The sequence below is a fragment of the Bacillus sp. 7884-1 genome, from assembly GCF_002272245.1.
Lineage (GTDB): Bacteria > Bacillota > Bacilli > Bacillales > Cytobacillaceae > Neobacillus.
The window spans coordinates 1-21,755 of record NZ_NPDD01000134.1 but is presented as its reverse complement, the minus strand read 5'-3'; the positions used below and the strand labels follow the sequence as shown (position 1 = coordinate 21,755).

Annotated in this window: 26 protein-coding genes; 6 read left to right on the top strand and 20 right to left on the bottom strand. The window is 37.9% G+C overall.

All coding sequences use genetic code 11. The annotated features are described in order from the left end of the window. Window positions 1-96: 96 nt before the first annotated feature. Window positions 97-816 (bottom strand): aspartate dehydrogenase, encoded by a 720-nt coding sequence (gene nadX / locus CHI06_RS16305; RefSeq protein ID WP_257009333.1) that lies wholly within the window; start codon window positions 814-816, stop codon window positions 97-99. A gap of 16 nt (window positions 817-832) precedes the next feature. After that, window positions 833-1,099: an aldehyde dehydrogenase family protein gene (locus CHI06_RS16300; protein WP_257009336.1), complete on the bottom strand. Its 267-nt coding sequence runs from the start codon at window positions 1,097-1,099 to the stop codon at window positions 833-835. A 127-nt stretch (window positions 1,100-1,226) separates the two neighbouring features. Between CHI06_RS16300 and CHI06_RS16295 the strand changes: the two genes are divergently transcribed. Next, the gene (locus CHI06_RS16295) at window positions 1,227-1,823 is read left to right on the top strand and encodes a hypothetical protein (RefSeq protein ID WP_095249686.1); all 597 of its coding nucleotides are present in this window, start codon (window positions 1,227-1,229) and stop codon (window positions 1,821-1,823) included. Window positions 1,824-1,933: 110 nt separating this feature from the next. Here the strand turns inward: CHI06_RS16295 and CHI06_RS16290 are convergent, their stop codons facing one another. From CHI06_RS16290 to CHI06_RS30555, 10 genes are all read right to left on the bottom strand, one after another. Next, window positions 1,934-3,295 (bottom strand): aspartate kinase, encoded by a 1,362-nt coding sequence (locus CHI06_RS16290; RefSeq protein ID WP_095249685.1) that lies wholly within the window; start codon window positions 3,293-3,295, stop codon window positions 1,934-1,936. A gap of 194 nt (window positions 3,296-3,489) precedes the next feature. Continuing rightward, on the bottom strand, window positions 3,490-4,110 hold the full coding sequence (locus tag CHI06_RS16285; RefSeq protein WP_095249684.1) for an NUDIX hydrolase: 621 nt from the start codon (window positions 4,108-4,110) through the stop codon (window positions 3,490-3,492). A 137-nt stretch (window positions 4,111-4,247) separates the two neighbouring features. Then, window positions 4,248-5,405 (bottom strand): homogentisate 1,2-dioxygenase, encoded by a 1,158-nt coding sequence (locus CHI06_RS16280; RefSeq protein WP_095249683.1) that lies wholly within the window; start codon window positions 5,403-5,405, stop codon window positions 4,248-4,250. 14 nt (window positions 5,406-5,419) lie between these two features. Continuing rightward, a complete protein-coding gene (locus CHI06_RS16275) occupies window positions 5,420-6,343 on the bottom strand; it encodes a fumarylacetoacetate hydrolase family protein (protein WP_095249697.1) in 924 nt (307 codons plus the stop codon). Between the two features lie 15 nt (window positions 6,344-6,358). Further along, a complete protein-coding gene (locus tag CHI06_RS16270; RefSeq protein ID WP_095249682.1) occupies window positions 6,359-6,967 on the bottom strand; it encodes a flavin reductase family protein in 609 nt (202 codons plus the stop codon). An 82-nt stretch (window positions 6,968-7,049) separates the two neighbouring features. Further along, the gene (gene hppD / locus CHI06_RS16265; protein WP_095249681.1) at window positions 7,050-8,165 is read right to left on the bottom strand and encodes a 4-hydroxyphenylpyruvate dioxygenase; all 1,116 of its coding nucleotides are present in this window, start codon (window positions 8,163-8,165) and stop codon (window positions 7,050-7,052) included. A 167-nt stretch (window positions 8,166-8,332) separates the two neighbouring features. After that, complete coding sequence (locus CHI06_RS16260; protein ID WP_095249680.1) at window positions 8,333-9,127, bottom strand: ABC transporter ATP-binding protein; 795 nt, start codon at window positions 9,125-9,127, stop codon at window positions 8,333-8,335. After that, window positions 9,120-10,133, bottom strand: a complete 1,014-nt coding sequence (locus CHI06_RS16255) for an ABC transporter permease (protein ID WP_095249679.1) — start codon at window positions 10,131-10,133, stop codon at window positions 9,120-9,122. Before CHI06_RS16255 ends, CHI06_RS16260 begins: the two co-directional genes overlap by 8 nt. A gap of 107 nt (window positions 10,134-10,240) precedes the next feature. Then, window positions 10,241-11,236 carry an ABC transporter substrate-binding protein gene (locus CHI06_RS16250; protein WP_095249678.1) on the bottom strand — a complete coding sequence of 332 codons (996 nt, stop codon included), beginning with the start codon at window positions 11,234-11,236 and terminating at the stop codon, window positions 10,241-10,243. Between the two features lie 218 nt (window positions 11,237-11,454). After that, complete coding sequence (locus CHI06_RS30555; RefSeq protein WP_257009332.1) at window positions 11,455-11,589, bottom strand: hypothetical protein; 135 nt, start codon at window positions 11,587-11,589, stop codon at window positions 11,455-11,457. Between the two features lie 223 nt (window positions 11,590-11,812). Between CHI06_RS30555 and CHI06_RS16245 the strand changes: the two genes are divergently transcribed. The 3 genes from CHI06_RS16245 (at window position 11,813) to CHI06_RS16235 (ending at window position 14,155) form a co-directional block, all read left to right on the top strand. After that, the gene (locus CHI06_RS16245; RefSeq protein WP_095249677.1) at window positions 11,813-12,361 is read left to right on the top strand and encodes a cytochrome c oxidase subunit II; all 549 of its coding nucleotides are present in this window, start codon (window positions 11,813-11,815) and stop codon (window positions 12,359-12,361) included. Continuing rightward, window positions 12,351-13,817 carry a cbb3-type cytochrome c oxidase subunit I gene (locus CHI06_RS16240; protein WP_095249676.1) on the top strand — a complete coding sequence of 489 codons (1,467 nt, stop codon included), beginning with the start codon at window positions 12,351-12,353 and terminating at the stop codon, window positions 13,815-13,817. The genes CHI06_RS16245 and CHI06_RS16240 overlap by 11 nt, the downstream gene beginning before the upstream one ends. A gap of 77 nt (window positions 13,818-13,894) precedes the next feature. Next, window positions 13,895-14,155 (top strand): hypothetical protein, encoded by a 261-nt coding sequence (locus tag CHI06_RS16235; RefSeq protein WP_095249675.1) that lies wholly within the window; start codon window positions 13,895-13,897, stop codon window positions 14,153-14,155. Between the two features lie 50 nt (window positions 14,156-14,205). Here the strand turns inward: CHI06_RS16235 and mnhG are convergent, their stop codons facing one another. Genes mnhG through CHI06_RS16200 form a run of 7 tightly spaced genes read right to left on the bottom strand, consistent with a single transcriptional unit; the run spans window position 14,206 to window position 19,973 of the window. Further along, window positions 14,206-14,574 carry a monovalent cation/H(+) antiporter subunit G gene (mnhG, locus tag CHI06_RS16230; RefSeq protein ID WP_095249674.1) on the bottom strand — a complete coding sequence of 123 codons (369 nt, stop codon included), beginning with the start codon at window positions 14,572-14,574 and terminating at the stop codon, window positions 14,206-14,208. Beyond that, window positions 14,558-14,842, bottom strand: a complete 285-nt coding sequence (locus CHI06_RS16225) for a Na(+)/H(+) antiporter subunit F1 (protein WP_095249673.1) — start codon at window positions 14,840-14,842, stop codon at window positions 14,558-14,560. The genes mnhG and CHI06_RS16225 overlap by 17 nt, the downstream gene beginning before the upstream one ends. Then, complete coding sequence (locus CHI06_RS16220) at window positions 14,842-15,318, bottom strand: Na+/H+ antiporter subunit E (protein ID WP_095249672.1); 477 nt, start codon at window positions 15,316-15,318, stop codon at window positions 14,842-14,844. Before CHI06_RS16220 ends, CHI06_RS16225 begins: the two co-directional genes overlap by 1 nt. Before the next feature lie 6 nt (window positions 15,319-15,324). Further along, window positions 15,325-16,812, bottom strand: a complete 1,488-nt coding sequence (locus CHI06_RS16215) for a Na+/H+ antiporter subunit D (RefSeq protein WP_095249671.1) — start codon at window positions 16,810-16,812, stop codon at window positions 15,325-15,327. Then, window positions 16,805-17,146: a Na(+)/H(+) antiporter subunit C gene (locus CHI06_RS16210; protein WP_095249670.1), complete on the bottom strand. Its 342-nt coding sequence runs from the start codon at window positions 17,144-17,146 to the stop codon at window positions 16,805-16,807. Before CHI06_RS16210 ends, CHI06_RS16215 begins: the two co-directional genes overlap by 8 nt. Continuing rightward, entirely contained in the window at window positions 17,146-17,571 is a 426-nt protein-coding gene (locus tag CHI06_RS16205) for a Na(+)/H(+) antiporter subunit B (protein WP_095249669.1), read from the bottom strand. Before CHI06_RS16205 ends, CHI06_RS16210 begins: the two co-directional genes overlap by 1 nt. Beyond that, window positions 17,568-19,973 (bottom strand): Na+/H+ antiporter subunit A, encoded by a 2,406-nt coding sequence (locus tag CHI06_RS16200; protein WP_095249668.1) that lies wholly within the window; start codon window positions 19,971-19,973, stop codon window positions 17,568-17,570. Before CHI06_RS16200 ends, CHI06_RS16205 begins: the two co-directional genes overlap by 4 nt. Before the next feature lie 343 nt (window positions 19,974-20,316). Between CHI06_RS16200 and CHI06_RS16195 the strand changes: the two genes are divergently transcribed. Together CHI06_RS16195 and CHI06_RS16190 are read left to right on the top strand one after the other, a co-directional pair. Next, window positions 20,317-20,418 (top strand): YjcZ family sporulation protein, encoded by a 102-nt coding sequence (locus CHI06_RS16195; protein WP_095249667.1) that lies wholly within the window; start codon window positions 20,317-20,319, stop codon window positions 20,416-20,418. Between the two features lie 123 nt (window positions 20,419-20,541). Continuing rightward, entirely contained in the window at window positions 20,542-21,018 is a 477-nt protein-coding gene (locus CHI06_RS16190) for a hypothetical protein (RefSeq protein ID WP_095249666.1), read from the top strand. 60 nt (window positions 21,019-21,078) lie between these two features. Here the strand turns inward: CHI06_RS16190 and CHI06_RS16185 are convergent, their stop codons facing one another. Further along, on the bottom strand, window positions 21,079-21,594 hold the full coding sequence (locus tag CHI06_RS16185) for an HD domain-containing protein (RefSeq protein WP_095249665.1): 516 nt from the start codon (window positions 21,592-21,594) through the stop codon (window positions 21,079-21,081). Window positions 21,595-21,755 lie beyond the last annotated feature (161 nt).

Genomic DNA, 21,755 nt, shown 5'->3' with positions numbered 1-21,755 from the left:
TGCATGTTAATCTTGGATTTCTTCCTACTAATACTAGCCAACTTGGATAACAGCATCCTTATTTTTTAATGATGATAATACGCTTAGTGCAGCAAATTAACTCGTTTTTGGATTATTCGGCATTGGATCATTTTCAACCTTAAGAGAGAGTTTTCCAAATGAACCTTCAGCCTCAATTGAGTGACTATTTTTTGTAACGGTTGGATCAGATATTATAGTTACTTCTGTTTTTTCCGGTCCTAATCCCGCTAAGGATAATATAATCGAAACATTTATGTTTTTCGGAAATAACGCAATCGCTTTTCGAGCAGAACCTTCAAAAAGTACGTGCTCAATGTCTAGTGGGGCACCTGGTAAAGCCTGAGGCGGCTTCCGGGTAATAATCGAAACCCTCTTAAGTTCCCCATTAGATTTTGCTGCTTTTAGTATATCTAATCCCCCAATTGCACCGGAAGGCAGGTGGATTTTTGTACCACTACTTTTGCATACCTTTTCTAGTGAATGAATAAACTCCAAATCACATAAAGCACCAACGCTGCTAAGGACTAGATCCTTCCCACTTGCCAAAATCATTGCAGCATATTCTTTCACTACCTCGACAGTAGCGGCTTCGATGACCAAATCTATATTCGATTGTAAAAGGGTTTCTATATCAGCAAAGATTTCAGTTTCAAATTCTGCTGCAAGCTGCGCTGCCGATTTAGGATTCCGGGTATAGATTCCAACAATCTTTGAATCTGGTAGAAGTTTGTTGGAATTTATACTTTGAAGCAGAAACTTACCTATATTTCCGCAGCCAATCAAGCCGATATTCATCTGAATTTCCCCCTTCTTAGTTACCTAACCCGTAGGAATCTGCAAAATATTCTAACCCACAGTGCCTTGTTTCACGAGATAGTCCACTTTCTTTTAAACCTGGGAAATCAAGATGGAGGTCTTGGAAAACGGTATGGTTATTATGAAAAACAGCTCCTGCTTCTAATTGGTCTGCTAGTTGGATTGCCAGTTCGTCATCCTCAGTCCATACCGATGCTCTTAAGCCGAATTCACTGTCATTGGCGAGCTGAACGGCTTCGTCTATATTCGAGAAAGGTAGAATAGATTTGAGAATATTATCAATAATCTGTTAATTTTTAACCTTAACTTTACTTTTTGAAATCTTTGAGTGAAATTGAGTGGTAGCGGGCATAATCATAGTAATGCACATTCTACCTGAGGTGAAAATAATGAATCGAAAGCTTGTCCTTTTGCTCAGTCTTCTCTATGTAGCTTTTATGGCATATTTATTTTTTCATTATCGTTCTACAGAGCAATCCTATAAATCAACCGTTGCCATTGGGGGGATGGTTTGTGGGGCAGTTCCCTTTCTCCTCGCCCTATTTACAAAGCTCCAGTTTAATCTGCCGATTGTCATTTCCTATTTACTTTTCTTGGTAGGCTCCCAGTATTTCGGTTCAATACTCGGCTGGTATGGACTTGGATGGTGGGATACGTTTATGCATTTTCTAAGCGGAGCTATTCTCGCGTTTTCTGGGATCGCTTTATATGAAAGATTGGTTCATCGAGATGCAGAAGTGGAAATTTCTCCTTGGATTATTTTCCTTTTCACCTTATCTTTTGCTGCATTTGGCGGCGTCTTATGGGAAATTTATGAATTTAGCTCTGATCAATTTTTCGATATGACGTTACAAGGCGGAGGTAATGACGATACCATGATTGATTTAATCTCAGATACAGGCGGAGGGCTGATTATTGCGCTTTGGGCTGGGGTTAGAACGAAGATAAAGTTAAAGAACAAACAAGAATATCCTCAATTAACATAAAAAAATGCTTATCGCAGTGATATTTCAATTAACGCAGATATAATTCGCTTATCGAAGATATAATTAAAAAAGCAGTCTAAAAATGTAAATTTTAGACTGCTTTTTCTAAATTAAACGGGTACTGCTGCAAAAAATTCATCGTACAGAGCTTGAACTGCTCTTTTTTCATCCACTTCTTTTACCCCAAACATCATACTTACCTCAGAGGAGCCTTGGTTAATCATTTCAATATTAACTTCTGCCTTTGCTAATGCTTTAGATGCACGCGCCATGGTTCCGACATTCCGGCGCATTCCCTCACCCACGACCATAATCAGCGAAAGGCTGTGCTGAATTTTCACTTCATCCGAATGTAACTCAGACTCAATTCTCCAGGCAATTTCATTTTCCATATCGGGATCAAGCTGTGCTTCTCTTAAAATAACTGACACATCATCAATCCCAGAAGGAGTGTGTTCGTAAGAAAGCCCGTATTCTTCTAAAATACTTAAAAGCCTCCGCCCAAAACCAACTTCTCTATTCATTAAGTATTTGCTGACGTAAATGCTGCAGAACCCTTTGTCACTAGCAATACCTACAACAGGTCCATTCGTATTATCGCGCGAATAGACAATTCTCGTTCCTGGTGCACTTGGATTGTTCGTATTCTTAATTTGAACGGGAATCCCTGCACGGAAAGCTGGTACAAGTGCTTCGTCATGTAAAACCGTAAATCCTGCATAGGATAGTTCCCGCATTTCTCGGTAGGTTAACTCTTTAATTTCCTTCGGATGATGGACAAGGCTTGGATTAACAGAAAATACGGCATCCACGTCCGTAAAATTCTCATATAAAGTTGCTTTTATACCGTTGGCTAAAATGGAGCCAGTTATATCGGAGCCGCTCCGTGAAAAGGTAAACACTTCGCCGCTTTTACTATAGCCAAAAAATCCTGGGAAAATAATGATTCCTGGAATCTCACGAAGGGAAAATAAATTCTCATACGACTCATGTAAAACCTGTGCATTACCAGGCTCGTCACTTACAAACAGCCCCGCTTTTCCTGGATTTACATAAGTAGCTTCTACACCTTGTTCCCTAAAGTACGCCGCAACTAATTTTGCATGATTATCTTCACCACTAGCTTTTACTAAATCCATAAACCGCTCAGGCTTACTTCTATCTCCATTTAGTCTCTCTGATAAATCGTGATGAATTTCACTAATTACATCATTCGGGAGAGCTAACTCTGCTGCAATGGAGGAATATCTTGACATAACGGCGTTAAACTTTTCCTTTGGATTATTATCTTGTAGACATTGTTCAGCGCACTCTATCAACAAGTCCGTTACCTTCTCATCCTCAGCAAACCTTTTTCCTGGAGCAGACACAACCACTACCTTCCGCTCAGGATCAGACATCACAATCTGAAAAACCTTTTCGATTTGTTTTCCTGACGCTAAAGAGGATCCTCCAAACTTTACAACCTTCATTACAACATCACCTATCCCAAAAAGTATAATCTTAATTTTACTGCTATTCAGAAAATAATCAAGTGTTTTTTCTTCCCAAAAAGGACATTTGTGTTTCTGGAGAGGACAAAACAAAAAAAAACAGTGAAATTATCTAGGATAATTTCACTTTAATTATCCAGGGATAATTTCACTTTAATTAGCCAAGGATCATTTCACTTTTTTTTCATTATTTCGATAAAGTGTGAAAGGATTTTAGCAGTAAGGCCCCAAATAGCCTTCTCCTCATAAAGGTAAAAGTACTCATCCAATGACCTTGTCCGCCAATTATAATTTTCACCACCAACAATTAAATCAAATGGAAAGTTCTCCTCAGGTTCTACTTTAAAATGAATATGATAAATATCCGGGGCATTTTCAATAAAATAGGTTAACGGTACTGTGAAAATCTCTCCTACTTCTGCAGGATTTGGCTGAATTTTTTCGGGGCACCCAATTATTGCTACATAGGGATAAATCATCATTCCAAAAGGGGAAATCATGAAATCCAGTGGATATACCTCCGATAGATTCTCTCTGCTGATTCCTAATTCCTCGATTGTTTCCCGGATTGCTGCACTTTTTTCATCTATATCCTCCGGGTCAATCCTCCCTCCTGGGAAACAAATTTCTCCTGGCTGTCTTCTCATCTGTAAGGAACGAACCTCAAAAAGGACATGAATACCATCCTCTTTTTGAATAAGCGGCACCATTACCGCATATTTAGAAAATTTCTCGCTGCCTAAGATGGTAGGCGTATGGCTTTTTAGTTTCGATAGAACAGATTCATAGTTCATGACTTTCACCTCCAATTTGTTATAAGTCTTTATTTAATACTATCACTTACTTACAATTAAATGCTTATCCTATGATTATTCCTCACGAAAAAACAATCCAATATTCTATCATTGGATTGTTCCAAATAAATTATCCCTTATTTTTCCACCCAGGAAAACATATAAGAAGAATCTTCCATTTCGCTTGCCTTCTTAACCACTTTTAGTGGATGAAAGGTATCAATCATTACCGCAAGTTCTAGCGTTTCTTTCTTCCCAATACTCGCCTCGGTCTTTCCAGGATGGGGACCATGCGGAATCCCACTCGGATGGAGCGTAATTGACTCAAGCTGTACCCCTTTACGGCTCATGAAATTACCTTTTACATAATAAAGCAATTCGTCACTATTCACATTACTATGGTAATAAGGTGCAGGTATAGCTTCAGGATGGTAGTCAAACAATCTAGGAACAAAGGAACATACTACAAAGTTATTCCCCTCGAAGGTTTGATGAACAGGTGGCGGCTGGTGAATTCTCCCCGTGATTGGTTCAAAATCCTCGACATTAAAAGCCCATGGATAAAGGTACCCATCCCAGCCAACAACATCAAACGGATGATGTCCCAATGTATGTGAATGCAGCGATCCCCGTGATTTCGTTACAACCTCAAACTCACCCTTTTGATCATAGGACTCTAATTTTTCCGGTCCACGAAAATCACGTTCGCAAAAAGGGCTGTGCTCGAGCATTTGTCCATATTCATTTCGATATCGTCTTGGCGTTGTAATCTGGCTAAAGGATTCTATAAACAACAGTTTTGTTTCTTCCTGCTCATCTGGAATCACCCGATAAATGGTTCCAATAGGTATTAATAGATAATCCCCCGGTCGATAGGATATCGTTCCAAACATGGTTTCAAGCTTGCCTGAGCCATAGTGAACAAACAGCATTTCATCTCCATCACCATTACGGTAATAGCTCTTCATAGGCTCATTAATAGAAGCAGTACCAATTAATAAATCTTGATTTCCTAATATATATTCCCGTGCTGAAAGAGCATCCCCTTTTTTGACAGTCTTATTTGTCAAAAATAGGCGGTGCTTTAACGATTTTTGTTCCTCATACTCTGGAAAATAGCTGCCAATCAGTTCTGCTTTCAGAACTTCTGTTGGCATGTAATGATGGTAAAGAATCGATTGTGTACCTGAGAAACCTCGAGTACCCATTACTTGCTCACGGTAGAGACTTCCATCGTCTTTTTTAAACATGGTATGGCGTTTTTGAGGAATCCTTCCCATTTGCCGATAATACATAATTTCACCTCGTTTCAATCACTTATTATTGAATTCTTTAACACACCGAGTTTATCAATCTCGAATTCAACTACGTCACCCGGCTGCAGCCAGCAATGCACCTCTGTACCGAGTTCAAGGATACATCCCGTCCCAACTGTACCAGAACCTATCATCTCCCCTGGATAGAGCGTAACCCCCGCAGATGCCCTCTCAATCATTTCTCCGAACGAATAATAAATATCCTTCATATTCCCCTCAGAAAGAAGGACATCATTAACCTTAGCTTTCATGGTAATATCAAAGCCTTTACCTGATCTCAGATTCTCGAGCTCATCCTTGGTAATAATCCATGGTCCAATGGAGGTTGCAAAATCCTTTCCCTTTGCCGGTCCTAAACCTACCTTCATTTCCTGTCTTTGAAGGTCTCGAGCGCTCCAGTCATTTAGGATACAATAGCCGAAAATATAGTCTTCTGCTTCACCAGCTTTAATATTTCTCCCTTCTTTCCCAATGATGCAAGCAACCTCTAGCTCATAGTCAAGCCAATTGCATTCAATCGGCTTAGTGATGCTGTCTTCAGGCCCCTTAATCGCAAGGTGGTTAGAAAAATAAAAAACGGGTATTTGGTACCATTCCGGAATCATTTCGAGACCTCTGTTCTCCCTAGCAGATTTTACATGTTGTTCAAAAGCATAAAAGTCACGGAAGCTTCTTGGTGCTGGCAATGGCGCAATCAGCCTAACCTCATGTAAGGGATAAACCCCTTTATCTCCGTTAGTAAGGTGTAAGAGCCGTGCAGCAGATATCATATTTTGTTCACTTTGCTCTAGAAAATCTATTAGTTTTTCAGGCAGACTCCCGTTCGTTGCTTCATTCATATCTACAACTTGGTCAGATTCTAACATCACTCCTGCCCGTACTGTCCCATCACCTTTTTCAAAAGTTACAAATTTCATATAGTCACCCATTTTCTATTTCCTAATAATATCAAACGTTTTCCCTAATGGATTGGTATAAATATTACCTGCCATTCTGCCAATCGGCTGAAGTTTCACTGTATCAACTCGCCCTTTATGAAATAACTCATCCTCTACATGAATATTCAAAACTTTACCAATAACTAGACTTCCAGCACCAGCCTGGTCACCAAAATCCAACACCTGATAGAGCTCACACTCTAAATGTACGAGAGACTCTTTTATGCGCGGCACCTTCACCACACGACTAGGCTCTTTTGTTAAACCTGTTACCTCTAGTTCATCTACTTCAGGGGCAAATTCAACTGCGCAATCATTCATCTGCTTCGCCATACTCTCGCTGACGATATTAATTACAAATTGCTTTGTTTTTTCAATATTTAAAAGTGTATCTTTTTTTGCTCCATCACTACCCCTTCTCATTGGTGAAAAACAGATGAGCATCGGATCAGCGCAAATTGCGGTAAAGAAACTAAAGGGAGCAGCATTGGCAATTCCGTTTTCATCAATAGTGGACACAAAGGCAATCGGACGAGGCAGTATCGAACCAATTAGCAGCTTATAGGCGTCTCTCCATTCAAGCGTATCTGGTGACACTTCCATTATCTTACACCTCTTTCCTATTAAACTCTTTAAAAGGGAGAAGCACCCTCTCCCTTTTTCCTCTTTAATATATTTTTATATTTTATAAATTTCCTCGACGTTCCTGTTCTCTTTCGATGGATTCAAATAAAGCCTTGAAGTTCCCTTCACCAAAACCTCGTGCACCCTTACGCTGGATAATCTCGACGAATAACGTAGGTCTATCGACAATCGGCTTAGTGAAAATCTGCAGCAGATAGCCCTCATCATCACGGTCAACTAAAATATTTAATTCACGGAGCTTCTCTATTTCTTCATCAATTTTGCCAATTCGCTGTCCTAAATCCTCGTAATAGGTACTAGGTGTATTTAAGAACTCCACCCCATTCTTTTTCAAAGTAGCTACAGTCGAGACAATGTCCTCTGTTAGGATCGCAAGATGTTGTACACCAGGGCCATTATAGAATTCTAAATACTCCTGAATTTGAGATTTGCGTTTCCCCTCTGCTGGTTCATTAATCGGAAACTTAATTCTACCGCCATTATGCATGACCTTCGACATTAACGCTGAATACTCGGTGGTAATATCTTTATCTGTGAAATGCTTCATCTCTACAAATCCCATTACCTTTGCATAATATTCAACCCATTCTTCCATCCGTTCAACGTTACCAACGACATGGTCAATACCAATTAAGCCAGCATCCTCAATTGGCAAATAGACGGAATAGGGATCAAAACCTGGCATAAAAACTCCTTGATAATTCTTTCGTTCTACTAACGTATGGATGGTGTCTCCATATGTACCGAGAACGGCCTTTTTAATAGTCCCCTTTTCATCCTTCAACTCAAATGGAGGTATAAGGGCAATCCCTCCACGCTCTACAGCAGCGTTATATGCCTTATCAACATCATCTACTAAAAGAGCTACGTCCTTTACACCGTCACCATGTTTTTTTACAAACTGAGCAACTCGTGTATCTTCTTTGTAGGAGCCAGTGAGAACAAGACGAATGTTCCTTTGCTGGAGCACATAGGAAACGGTTTCACGATTTCCCGTTTCAAGGCCGGAATATGCAACTGGTTTAAACCCAAATGCTGTGCAAAAAAAGTGGCAGGCTTGCTTCGCATTATTTGTGTAAATTTCGATATAGTCGACATCCCTAACTGGGAAAAAATCGTTAGCAAGTTCTTCGGCTTTTAAACGTTTTTCTTTCATTTATATTCCTCCTATTATCCTTTAATTAATAATATTCTGAATATATATTAAGTGATACTAGTGTGTCCCATCAAGAGCGGCCGGTGAAGCAATAACGCTTTTTAGCAGTAAAGGTTCGTACAAAATAAAAAAAGAAACAGCCTATAAACATGCTGTTTCTCAATAGTTTAGGACAAAACTGCGCGGTCGCTGGCCATCTGTACCCCGCGAATTCTTTTAAATTCCTCTAATAATCCTTCAATCGTTAAGTTTTTCTTGTTTTCTGCATCTACTTCCAATATGATTTGACCTTTATCCATCATAATTAAGCGATTACCAAGATCAATCGCTTGCTGCATATTGTGGGTGACCATTAAGGTGGTAAGCTGATACTTTCCAACAATTTCACGTGTTAGGTTGGTTATTAACTCAGCCCGCGATGGATCAAGTGCTGCAGTATGTTCATCAAGCAGTAAAATAGAAGGTTCGGTGAATGTTGCCATTAATAGCGATAGTGCCTGCCGCTCTCCTCCTGACAACAATCCCACCTTTGCACTTAACCGATTTTCTAAGCCAAGGTGCAAGGATTCAAGAACCTCCCGGAAGTAATCACGTCTTTTTTTCGTAACTCCCCTTTTGAAGGTTCTTGTTTTATTTCGTGAGTAGGCCATGGCTAAATTTTCTTCAATCGTCATGCTAGGTGCTGTACCTGCCATTGGGTCCTGAAATACCCGTCCAATCATTTTCGACCTTTTGTATTCTGACATCGCAGTTACATTTTTCCCAGCAATATAAATATCACCAACATCAGGTACTAATACCCCTGAAATAATATTCATTAATGTCGATTTCCCTGCGCCATTACTTCCGATAACGGTAACAAAATCACCTTGTTTTAATGTCAGATTAATATGATCAATCGCAACTTTTTCATCCGGGGTACCCTCATTAAAAATCTTATGAATTTGATTTAACTCAAGCATGGTTTTCACCCTTTCGCTCAGCCGATGCTTGTAACACGTTCAGCTTTTCTTGTCTTCTCCGGGCTTTACGCTTTTTCTCTTTAGCGTTGTCAATTATTTTTGGTGCTGTTAAGGCAATGATGACAATTAATGCTGTGATTACCTTCATATCACCCGGGTCTAGAAATTCAACCCTTAATGCGAGTGTAACCACAATCCGGTAAATGATGGCTCCTCCGATAACCGCCAGTGTTGCCCTTGCAATGGATTTGGTACCAAACAAGGCTTCACCGATGATAACGGAAGCTAATCCAATTACAATCATCCCAATCCCCATACCAACATCCGCAAATCCGCCTTGCTGCGCGATTAAGGCACCTGAAAAAGCAACTAGAGCATTAGATAACCCCAGTCCTAGAATTGTAAGAAGATTTGTATTAGCAGAGAAACTGCGAATCATTTGTTTATTGTTACCAGTCGCTCTTACAGCGAGACCAATTTCCGTCTGTAAAAATAAATCAGTGAGCCCTTTAATTACAAAGGTTACGATTATCATAAAAAGTAAAATTCCCCATGTATCAGGAAGGCTGTCTCCAAGACCAACCATCGTTAGCAAATCGTTGAAAAAAGAATCTACTCCCATTTTTTCAAAAATTCCACCGATTTGTGTAAAAGACGTTTCCGTATTTAACAAGGGAATATTAGATCTTCCCATTATTCTAAGATTAATAGAATATAAGGCAATCATCATTAATATCCCTGATAGCAAATTATTAATTTTTCCAAAGGTATGCAGCAATCCTGTCATACATCCTGCTGCAAAACCTGCAAATAGTGCTAAAATGGTGGCTAAAAACGGATTAACCCCGCCAGCAATCAAGACTGCTGATAAAGCTGCACCTGTAACAAAACTCCCATCTACCGTTAAATCCGGAAAATCCAGAATTCGAAAGGAAAGATAGACGCCCAGTGCCATAATCGCGTAGATGATACCTGCTTCAAATGATCCAAATATGGCTATAAACATTGAGAACATCCTTTCTTTAAGTCTTTGTTCTGATCGAATAAATTCCTAATGCAGTGATGAAGGAGTCAACCATGTTAGCGGCTGACTCCCAGCAATACAAAAGTATATTATTCACCCTCGTAAAACTCACCAAGGTCTTTCCATTCCTCTTTCACTTCAAGCCCCTGTGCTTCTGCAGCTTTCTTATTAATAACAAGCGTTAAGCTGCTTGGTAATTCTACTGGAATTTCAGAAGGCTTCTTATTCCCGCTTAAAATTTCAGCAGCCATTAAACCTGATTGATATCCAATATCGAAATATTCAAAACCACTCGCAGCAACTGCACCTTTTTTCATTGAATCTAACTCACCAACGAACAAAGGAATTATTTTGCTGTTTGCAACTGAAATAACAGACTCAAGAGCCGAGACAACCGTATTATCTGTTGGAATATAGATAGCGTCTACACGGCCAACTAAGGATTCAGCCGCCTGCTTTACTTCAGCAGAGGTAGAGACAGACACTTCTACAAGCTTAGCACCTTTACCTTCAGCTAATTTTTTCACTTCTTCCACTTGCACGATAGAGTTTTGTTCACCAGAATTATAGATAACACCAATGTCTTTTGCTTTAACTTCATCTGTAATAAAGTTGATCGTTTTTGCCGTTCCATCAGGATGGTTATCCGTTGTACCTGTGATATTTTCACCCGGTTGATCGAATGCCTTTACTAATTCAGCACCCACAGGGTCAGTTACTGAAGTAAAAATAATTGGGATTTCCTTCGTTGCATTCAACGCACCTGTAGCACTTGGCGTTGCATTTGCAAAAATAAGGTCAACTTTATCTCCAACAAAATTATTAGAGATCGTTTGAACATTTGCCGCTTCACCTTGGGCATTTTGCTCGTCATACTCAACTTTAATGCCTTTATCCGCTAACGCCTTTTTAAATCCCTCAGTTGCTGCGTCCAATGATGGATGTGTAGCATATTGGGATATCCCTACTTTAAACACCTTTTCTCCTTCTGTTTCCGTTCCTCCTGCTGAATCCTTGCTGCCACACCCGGCAAGCATCATCATCCCAGCTAAAGCGAAGGTTATTACTTTTACACGCTTTTTCATTGTTCATCCCCCTAAATCCATTTTCTAATTTTCTAAAAATTTATTATATTATAAAAGTTATTCTAGTATTTTTTCGCACTAAAAGCAATAGAATTACCTAAAATTATTTTTCCGCTTTAAAGCGACAAATTTCTTATGCCATTTTTTTAAATTTTTTATCAGAAAATAGAAGAAGCTCCCGGTAATTTCCGAGAGCTTCTTTAAAGTCACCTATCAATTTATCTGGACCAATCTTGAGTTTGAGCTAATAGTTTATCAATTTCAATTTTTTTTAATTTATTTGTGCTTTTCTCAGATGTTAGATTTGCAGTAGATTCTAGTAACTTATCAATATCAATCATAGTTGTTTTCATATCTAACCTCCATTGTTTATTTACCAAAGTATTCGTACCCTATTGGACATTTGCGGGGGTTAAAAAAAAGATAGCTATAAATAACTTGTCTCAGGAGGGATTTGTTAGTAAGGGTATGATTTAATTCACTTTTTATTCACAATTTGTAGATTAAAATGTTAATTGGAATTAAACATGTGGTTGGGGGACTGCTTGTTTAATTAATTTAACTGGGGGGATACATATGTACCAATCAATTGCATGGTACGTCACCTTATTTCTCGTTTTTCTACTCGCTTTGGCATTTGCTATTGTGTACGGGGAATCAAGAAGATTAAGAGAATATGGACCGATACAAGAAAAAGGCTACAAAATTCGTAAATTTTATTTTCTGGGGCTGCTCGCAGTAATGGGGTTTACCTCAGCCATGTCACTGAGCAAGCTTCCATACCATAACCAACATGCGTCTGCTAAAGAGCATGCAAAGGTTGTTGAGGTAGCTGGACTTCAGTACGCATGGGAATTCAGCGATGAAGAATTTACAGTTGGAGAAGAGATTCATTTTCGAGTAACAAGTAAAGATGTTAATCACGGATTCGGTATTTATAACCCGGAGTTAGAATTAATTGCCCAAACACAGGCAATGCCGAAATACACGAATACGCTCACGATTACGTTTGACAAACCGGGCACGTATAAAATTTTATGCTTGGAATATTGCAGTGTTGGCCATCATGTGATGATGAAAGACATAGTAGTTAAACCAAAAGGAGAAAATAACCATGATCACTAAAGCTCGTACAATTAATAATAAAGGCGTTGCTTTAGCCTTAATGGTTACCTCTGTTGTCCTAGTTTTAATGATGATTTTTGGAGTCATGATGTTATTAAATCAGGGGAATGTAGTAAAAATACCACCACAGTTTTTCTATAAGGTTATGACTATACACGGAACAGGAATGATTGGAATTGCCGCTTTAGGAGGCAGTGCCATTATGTGGTACTTCCTATCAAAACACATCTATCTAAATTCAAAAGTATTTTTCGCTAATTTAATTCTGTCATTGATTGGGGTTGTAATGATCCTAACCGCTATTTTTGGCTTTAATTTTTCAGACGGCTGGACCTTCCTTTTCCCGCTGCCAGCTTATTCAGCAAATCTATATGGTAAATTAGGTGCGCTATTATTCTTATTTGGAATGCTGGCATTAGGTATTGGGTATTTAGTCATGTACTTCTATTTAGCTGCTAGGTTAACAAAAGAATATGGCGGATTGCATAAGACCCTTGGCTGGGATTATATATTCGGAGGAAAAAAAGGCTATGGGCCTCCTCCTGCTGCAGTTGCAACAACAATGGTCATCATCACGAATTCTATTGCCATTCTTGCTGGTGCATATGTTCTAGTTGCTTCGATTTTAAATATTATCAATCCAGTTATCACAATTGATCCAATGCTTGCTAAGCATTTAACTTATGCTTTTGGACATATTTTTGCAAACTGTACCATTTATATGGCCGTTATCGCTGTTTATGAAATTCTATCGAATTATACGGAACGTCCTTGGAAATCAAATAAGGCCTTTTTGATAGCCTGGAATTGTTCTACACTGTTTACTTTAATGATTTATACACACCACTTGCTCATGGATTTTGCGGTACCAAAATGGATGTTAATTGTAGGCCAAGTTTTTTCATATGCAAACGGTCTTCCTGTTATGGTTGTCACAGCATATGGTGCGTTAATGATTGTCTTCCGCTCTGCAATTAAATGGGATTTTGCTTCAAGCATGATGTTTTTGGCGATGTTTGGCTGGGTTGCCGGTGCCGTACCTGCGATTATTGACTCAACCATTGTTGTCAATCATGTAATGCATAATACAAAATGGGTTCCAGGTCACTTCCACACGTATATGGGGATGGGCGTCATTGCAATGATTTTCGGATTTATGTATTACTTTAATAAAACCGGAGGAACTCAGAAACAAAATAGCTATGATAAATTTGCAATCTTCACCTATTTTATTTTCTTTACCGGCTTAGCAGGTTCATTCTTATATGCAGGAAAAATCAGTGCACCGCGCAGATGGGCTGAGCATTTACCACAATGGACGGCTTCCGACCAAATAGGAGCTCTTTGCGGAATATTTATTATAGCTGCATCCCTTATCTTTACCATTCGCTTTATTGTTGGATTAAAAACGATTGGAAGCAAATCAACACCTAAAACTCTAAAATCCGCTTCTTAAAACGGGAAAATCTTTAGGAATTTTTATAATGACCTATCTTTGTACAAACTAATCCTAATTGGAGGTGTTTGTACAAAATGAAAATAAAAATGGTAGTAAGTTTATCTATCTTTTCACTATTATTTGTATCAGCTTGGTTCTTACAGCTACAGCTGCAAAATCATCGTAAATCTGATGTTATAAACATGGAATCACATATTAATAATTTGAATGTAGTTCCGATGAATAATGAAAATACTCCGATGAATGCGAATTTAAACACCGAGATGTCTAATGTCCAATGGAATTTATTTGAGCCCTTTAAGCCTAGGGAATATGTTCGGATTATAAATTCTTAATAAAATGTTAAAAAGTGTTCCAAGCACTCCTTGGAACACTTTTTTTCTGATTAATCTACAGATGACTTCTTCATTATTTTTTTATTATATTCTTTTAAGTCGTCTCTTACACTTTTATCCCAAAGTTTTACTCCTGAATTATAGGCTGCCCTGTTAATTAAATGGCCAGAAATGGGAGAAGTCATAAAAAGAAAGATAATGCCTAAGATAAGCCTGGAATTAAAATGACCTTCAAGTGCATAAAAGTATAGAAAAGTTCCCAATAGAATAGACATTACCCCTAATGTGGCAGCTTTTGAGGCGGCATGGTTTCTCGTATATACATCAGGGAGTCTAATCACTCCAATAGTAGCAATGAGGCAAAACAAGGAACCGACTAAGATAAAAAATCCGATGAGAAAATCAATGATTACGCTCACGTTCGATAATAACCCCCTTTTCCAAATACTTAGCAAACGCCACTGTTCCGATAAAGGCAAGAATACCAATTAAAAGAATGATTTCGAGAAAAGCATGAGAGCTTAAAACGATTGATATCAATGCTGTAATGGCAACGAGATTCACACCAATTGCATCTAGTGCAATCACTCGGTCTGCTACACTGGGACCTTTTATTACCCGATAAATTAATCCAAGCATTGAAATGGAGCAGAATAACAAAGCTAATCGAATAATGAATTCAATCATTACCTGCTCACCTCCAAAATAGCCTTCTCAAAGGAATTCTTAATACTGTTAATCTCATCTTCTACTTCACCAATATTCATCGCATGTATAAAAAGGGTCTTATTATCCTCTGAAACATCAATGACTAATGTACCTGGAGTTAAGGTAATTAAACTCGAAAGAAGAGTGATTTGCCAATCCTTCGTTAGTTCTGTGTCCATTGCAAAAATAGCTGGCCTCATATCTAATTTAGGTTTTAGAACTACCTTCACAATGGCTATATTGGACAAAATTAGTTCTTTTATAAAAATAGAGACCAGCTTTATGAAGGACCATAATCTAATTATATAAAACCGGCTGCCAAAGGAACGTCTAAGCACGAATATAATTAGGAGTCCAAAAATATAGCCTTTTATAAAACTAATGGAATCGTAGGAAACCTTTATAAACATCCATAAAAAGGCTAACACCACATTCAATAAAATTTGAAATGCCAATACTTTTCACTCCTTTATGACAGCATTAATATAAATATTAGGATCTATTAAGGTATCTGCTGCCTGAGTAATATAGGGCAATATGAATTCAGAACCAATTCCGTAAAGAGCAGAAGTTACTACCAAGATAACAGGAGCAATAAGCAATTGTTTTACAGGTGCTTTTTCCTCTCCAACGTAAGTGCGGTCCTTTCCCCAAAAACCATTAATAAATATTTTCATAACAGAAAAAAGAACGAGTAAACTGGACATTAAAGTGATGAAAGCTCCTAAAAAGCTTTCTCCCTCAAATCCTCCTTGCACAATAAGGAGCTTTCCAACAAAACCACTCAATGGCGGAATTCCTGCTAACGCTAAAGCAGCAATAAAGAATGTCCAGCCAAGACCTGGAAAGCGGTTAATAAGCCCGCTGATATTTCTTAAATTACTAGTTCCCGTAATCGAAATGACAACTCCTACTAACAGGAATAAGGCAGCTTTTATAAGCATGTCGTGCATCAAATAGTAAACTGCACCTGTGATGGAAGCAGTGTTCAAGACGGAAATCCCATACAAGATAACACCTACAGCGACGATGATATTATAAATAATGATGTTCTTGATATCCCAGTAAGCAATTGCACCAATAACACCGAACACAATTGACAGAATCGCTAAAATGGAAAGAATACCAAAAGTGTCCATATCATGATAAAAGAAAAGCGTATACGTTCTAGTAATTGAATAAACTCCTACTTTTGTCAATAAAGCACCGAAAAGAGCTAATACAGGGGCAGGCGGCGCATAATAGGATCCCGGCATCCAAAAGTAGAGTGGGAAAATGGCTCCTTTTAAACCAAAAACGATTAAAAACAAGACAGCAATAACCGTTAATATCCCTGGCATCCCATTTACACTAATTTCATTAATTCGAGCAGAAATATGCGCCATATTTAACGTGCCGACTACGGAATACAAGTAGGCAACCGCAATAATAAATAACGCTGATGAAATGACATTGACAAGTAAATATTTAATTGATTCTCTTAGTTGTATCTTTGTTCCTCCAAGTACTAGCAAAACATAGGAAGACATGAGCATAACCTCAAAAAATACAAATAGGTTAAAGATATCACCTGTTGTAAACGCCCCGTTCACTCCTACTAATAAAAAGTAAAAAACAGCATAGTAGTAATATTTTTCACGTTCTTCTCCGATGGATTTAAAGGAGTAAATTAAACAAACAAACGCAATAATACTTGTCGTAAGTACTAAAAGTGCTGAAAGCATGTCAGATACTAAAGTAATCCCAAATGGAGCGTCCCAGCTGCTTATATTGAGGGACTGGATTCCATCAGTCCGTACTTTTTGTACAATTAACCAAGCAGCAATAATTGTGCCTATTGAAGAAATCGAGGCAACAACTCGCTGAGCCATGATTCTATTATTCAGAAAAATTAATATTACCCCAGTAAATAAGGGGATTAAAATAGGCAGAATAATTAAGTTAGTCATCTTTCTCGGTTCCCCTCATTTCTTCTACATTATCTGTTCCCAGCTCTTGATAGGATCGATAAGCCAAAACTAAGAAGAATGCTGTCACACCAAAGCTGATTACAATGGCAGTCAAAATTAACGCCTGAGGCAGTGGATCTGTATAGCCCTCCTCATTTCCACCTAGAATTGGTGCAGCTCCTCGTTTAAGTCCGCCCATGGTAAGAATAAGGAGATGAGCACCATGGCTTAATAGCCCAGTACCAACAATAATACGTAATAGACTTTTTGAAAGCATTAAATAGGTGGCGGTCATAAATAGAATTCCAATTACAAAGGCCATTAATATTTCCATTATTCATCCTCCCCTATCGTTTGAATAATGGTCATCGTAACTCCCACAACAACAAAGTAAACTCCTAAATCAAAAAGTGTTGCTGTATGAAGTGATAATTCACCAAGAATCGGTAATTGAACATCTCCAAATGCATGCGTTAAAAAAGGAACATCAAAGAGGAGAGAACCCGCACTTGTTCCAATGGCAAATAGCAGTCCAATCGCCGTGAGAATCCGGTAGTTTACTGGCAAAAATTCCTCAACTGTTTTGATGTCATAGGTAATTAATAAGAGAACAATCGCCCCGGCTGTCATTAACCCTCCGATAAACCCTCCGCCAGGATAATAATGACCAGCTGTAAAAATATAGACTGAGTACAGGACAATAAAGAATAGAAGAACTTTTATGGCTGTTTCAAGTATGATATTGTTTGTTCTCCTCATCCTTCTTTCCTCCTGTTCAATCTTAATTTGATCATGCCAAAGATTCCTAATGAAGCAATTGCCAATACTGTGATTTCAAAGAGAGTATCAAAGCCGCGAAAATCAACTAGAATTACGTTTACCATGTTTTTGCCGGCAGCTTCTGTATAGGTGTTCTCCACGTAATACTTTGATATAGAATCAAATAGCTTACTGCTATGAGCAGAAAGTGCGATTAAGGTTACAATTGCACCTACTCCAACCGAGATGAGAGCATTAATAAGTCTAAATCTCATCCTTGTCTCAAACTTCCTTAATTTCGGTAAATGATAGAAGCAAACCAAGAATAAGGCTACAGAAATTGTTTCAATAACAAGCTGAGTTAAAGCTAAATCAGGAGCTCTAAACAGAACATAAAATAAAGAAACAGTATAACCAACAGCACCAAGCAAGATGATAGAAGTCATTCTTGATTTAGCAAATAGAATACAAATCGATCCCAAAACAACAAGAATGGCTAGGGCGACTTCGTATACTCCTATCGAGGATACATTGCTTGTACTAAACATAAAGGCATTCTTTCCAAAAAGGGTGGCTGCAAGAATTACTATTAAGAATGCAAATATATATACGAGATACGACCTAATCGATCCATTCATATAGGTATTTGTTAACTTATAGGAAACTGATTGTAATCCTTCTAATACGAAATCATAAAATCGATTAAGAGCAAGCTTCTCTGGAATACCTTTATATATTTTTTTCCATCTAAAATGTGTTTTATAAAGAACTAATCCTAAAATAATTATCCCAAGTGTCATAAACAGTTCAATTGTAGGACCATGCCAAAAGGAAATGTGAACCTTAAATTCTTCCCCCGCTCCAAGTAGACTTGGAAGAATCGAAGCCATAGCAGGTGAGATTAGACTATCTGATAATAGGTTTGGGAATAAACCGAAAATAATCACAAGTGAAACTAATATTATCGGTGAAATCAGTAATCCCATTGGAGCTTCATGCGGTTTTTTATCAAGTTTTTCCGGCTGATGTTTACCAGTGAATGTCTTAAATACAAGAATCATGCTATAAACAAAAGTAAAGACGCTAGCAATCCAAGCAAGCACTGGGAATAAAATACCCCAGGTTTCGAGGTTATATATATCCATTTCGGTTACATGAACCATTGCTGTAAAGAACATCTCTTTACTTAAGAAACCATTAAAGGGAGGAAGTCCTGCCATTGAGAATGCTCCAATAATAGATATGGTAAACGTGATCGGCATAAAATGCATTATTCCACCCAATTTACGTATATCCCTTGTACCTGTTTCATGATCGACAATTCCAGCTGCCATGAACAAACTTCCTTTAAAGGTTGCATGGTTGATTAAGTGGAAAATAGCCGCAGTTACAGCCACCGTATAGATGTTTTCATCCAAAAACTCATAATGAAGAGCAGCTGCTCCAGCACCTAGCAATGACATAATAAGACCTAATTGGCTGACGGTGGAGAATGCTAAAATCGCCTTTAAGTCGGTTTGTTTAACCGCAAATACAGAACCCCATATCAATGTCAGTATTCCGACACTAGTTACTAGCAAGAACCAAAGAAAATGTTCTCCGAACACAGGAGTAAAACGTGCTACCAAATAGATTCCTGCCTTGACCATTGTCGCCGAATGTAAGTAAGCACTAACTGGCGTAGGAGCTTCCATAGCATCCGGAAGCCAAATATAGAATGGAAATTGTGCAGATTTTGTAAAAGCACCAAGTAAAATACATAGTAATGCAGGCACAAATAATGCGTGGTTAAAAATTTCATTTGCTTGAGACATAATTTCTGTGAAGCTAAAGGTTCCCGTCATGATGTAAAGAAGGATGATTCCTCCTAGCATAGCAAGTCCACCAAATACCGTAATAAGCATAGATTTTTGTGCACCATAACGGGATTTATCTCGTTCGTACCAGTACCCAATTAATAAAAATGATGAAAAGCTAGTTAACTCCCAAAATGCATACATCACAATTAAGTTATCCGATAAGACAACTCCCAGCATGGCAGCCATGAAGAGCAGTAAATAGACATAAAAGTTATTTAGCTTTTCTTTATTCTTTGCTAGATAATAGATGGAATAAAGGACAACCAATGCCCCAATTCCTGTTATTAGCAGGGAAAATAATAAGCCAAGTCCATCGACTTTTGCTGTAAAATTAATTTCTAAAGACGGAATCCAGTTAATCATTTCAATGAAAGATTTACCACTCATTGTTTCCGGTAAGAAAGTTAGAAAATAGACAAACAATAATATAGGTAAAGGCAACACAAACCATCCAGCATGTATTTGACGAAATATTCTGTAAAATAATGGAATAAAAATCGAAAGGATTAATGGTGCTACAATCGCCAAGTGTAGAAAAGACAAAACAAAAACCTCCTTATTTCTGAGATACCGACCCTTTTGGTTGGCAGCTAACTTATAGTTATCAATTTTAGCTCTTCACTATCATCCCACCTCTCGATTCTTTTCATTTATATTTACTTTCAATTTTTAGAAATACAAAAAGAGCCTGTCGCTAAGGGACATAGTTATCCCTTGGTGACAGGCTCCTCCAAAAATCATTTTTATTTATTTACATAATGTTAACATGACTTTAGTATCCATTCAATGGTTTTTTATTTAAAAATAATACAACCATGAACATCGTCCAAGCTTTCTAACCTGCTAATTCATAAATTGAAGTAGATAACGATGGAGGTGGAGAAGGATGGGCCAAAAAGGTGGAAACAACAATGCATTTGCATTAATTGTTGTTTTGTTTATTCTTTTAATAATTGTCGGGTCTGCTTTCATTGGCGGCGGATTTTAAAAATACAGATTCAATAATAAATGCTTCAGCGTGTAGGCGCTGAAGCATTTTTTTAATAAATTGTTGTATCTTCAGTTAAACTATCTGTATGATAGTTACATTACGATAATATTGGAGGCATCAATGCTTACTTTTAACGAAAAATTAAACATAATCGAGTCATTCCCAGAACTAGAGCGAAAAGACGTTTCACTTAAACGTGTAAATTTCCAGCTGCCTAACAGCGCATCTGATAAAAAAAATGTGGTCTATCACCTTCACCCAAATGGAAACGGTTTTGTTTATGCAGGAAACCTACATACCTATCAAACCGATGATAAAGGAATGGTAAATATCCGTGACTTTTCTGCAGATGAATTAAAGAAATTAATTCAGGAGTCCATCGAATCCTTATTGCCCGTTGAAAAATCACTTGCAGAAGAAGCGATTATTGGGAATCAGGTTGAAGAACGTTGGGTGAACGAAGAAAAAAATCATCTTATTTTAATAAACGAGAACGATACGTGGAATATTTACTTTGGATTAAATCTGGAAGAAAGCTTCGATACCTATGGTGAAGCGGAAGAGTTTTTAACAGAGGAAGGATTTCACAGAGTTTAATAAATATTAATTCAAGCTGTGCCGCACAAAGCACAGCTTTTTTTGTTTAATCTAGCTCAGTTATTTTGCTAGTTCTGTATCAATCCAGTCATCTAGGCGTATAATGCTTTGCTTTGCCCGGTCGTAATCGATAGTTCGATAGTGGTGCATTCCTCCCTCTTCTTCATCTTTCTCATCCGCCCATTTCACAATTTGCTGGAGCGGCGTACGAACAATATCGTTTGATGGTAAGAATGAGTCGGTATGAAACAGTATTGCTAAAGCGATGCTTTTTGCCTTTACTGGATTTTCACCAAGACGGATTAATAATTTGTGTGCTCTCTCCGCCCCCTTAATTGGATGAATGTCATTTTGTTTATATAAATCATAATCCCATTTCCCATTTTTATACCAGGTGTAGTGCCCCATATCATGTAAAAGCCCTGCCTTTGCCGCAATATCAATATCCAGTTGATGTTCTTTGGCTAAATGAAAGGCATGATAGGCCACTGCAATTGCATGTGCAATGCCAGATCGATTCAAGTATTTTTGTGCAATATGATGTTCAAATATGTTAATTAACCTTACATCTCTCATATCAATCTCCTCCACACCATGCATCATGCAATTTTTTTACTATTCATTATATTATAAACATAATTCCAAAGCTACATATTTATACATATTACTTAATAAAAGGCTGTGTAAAATTAGGCTGTTGATTTGTGCTCCACTAAGGAATGCTTCTTTGAATAATC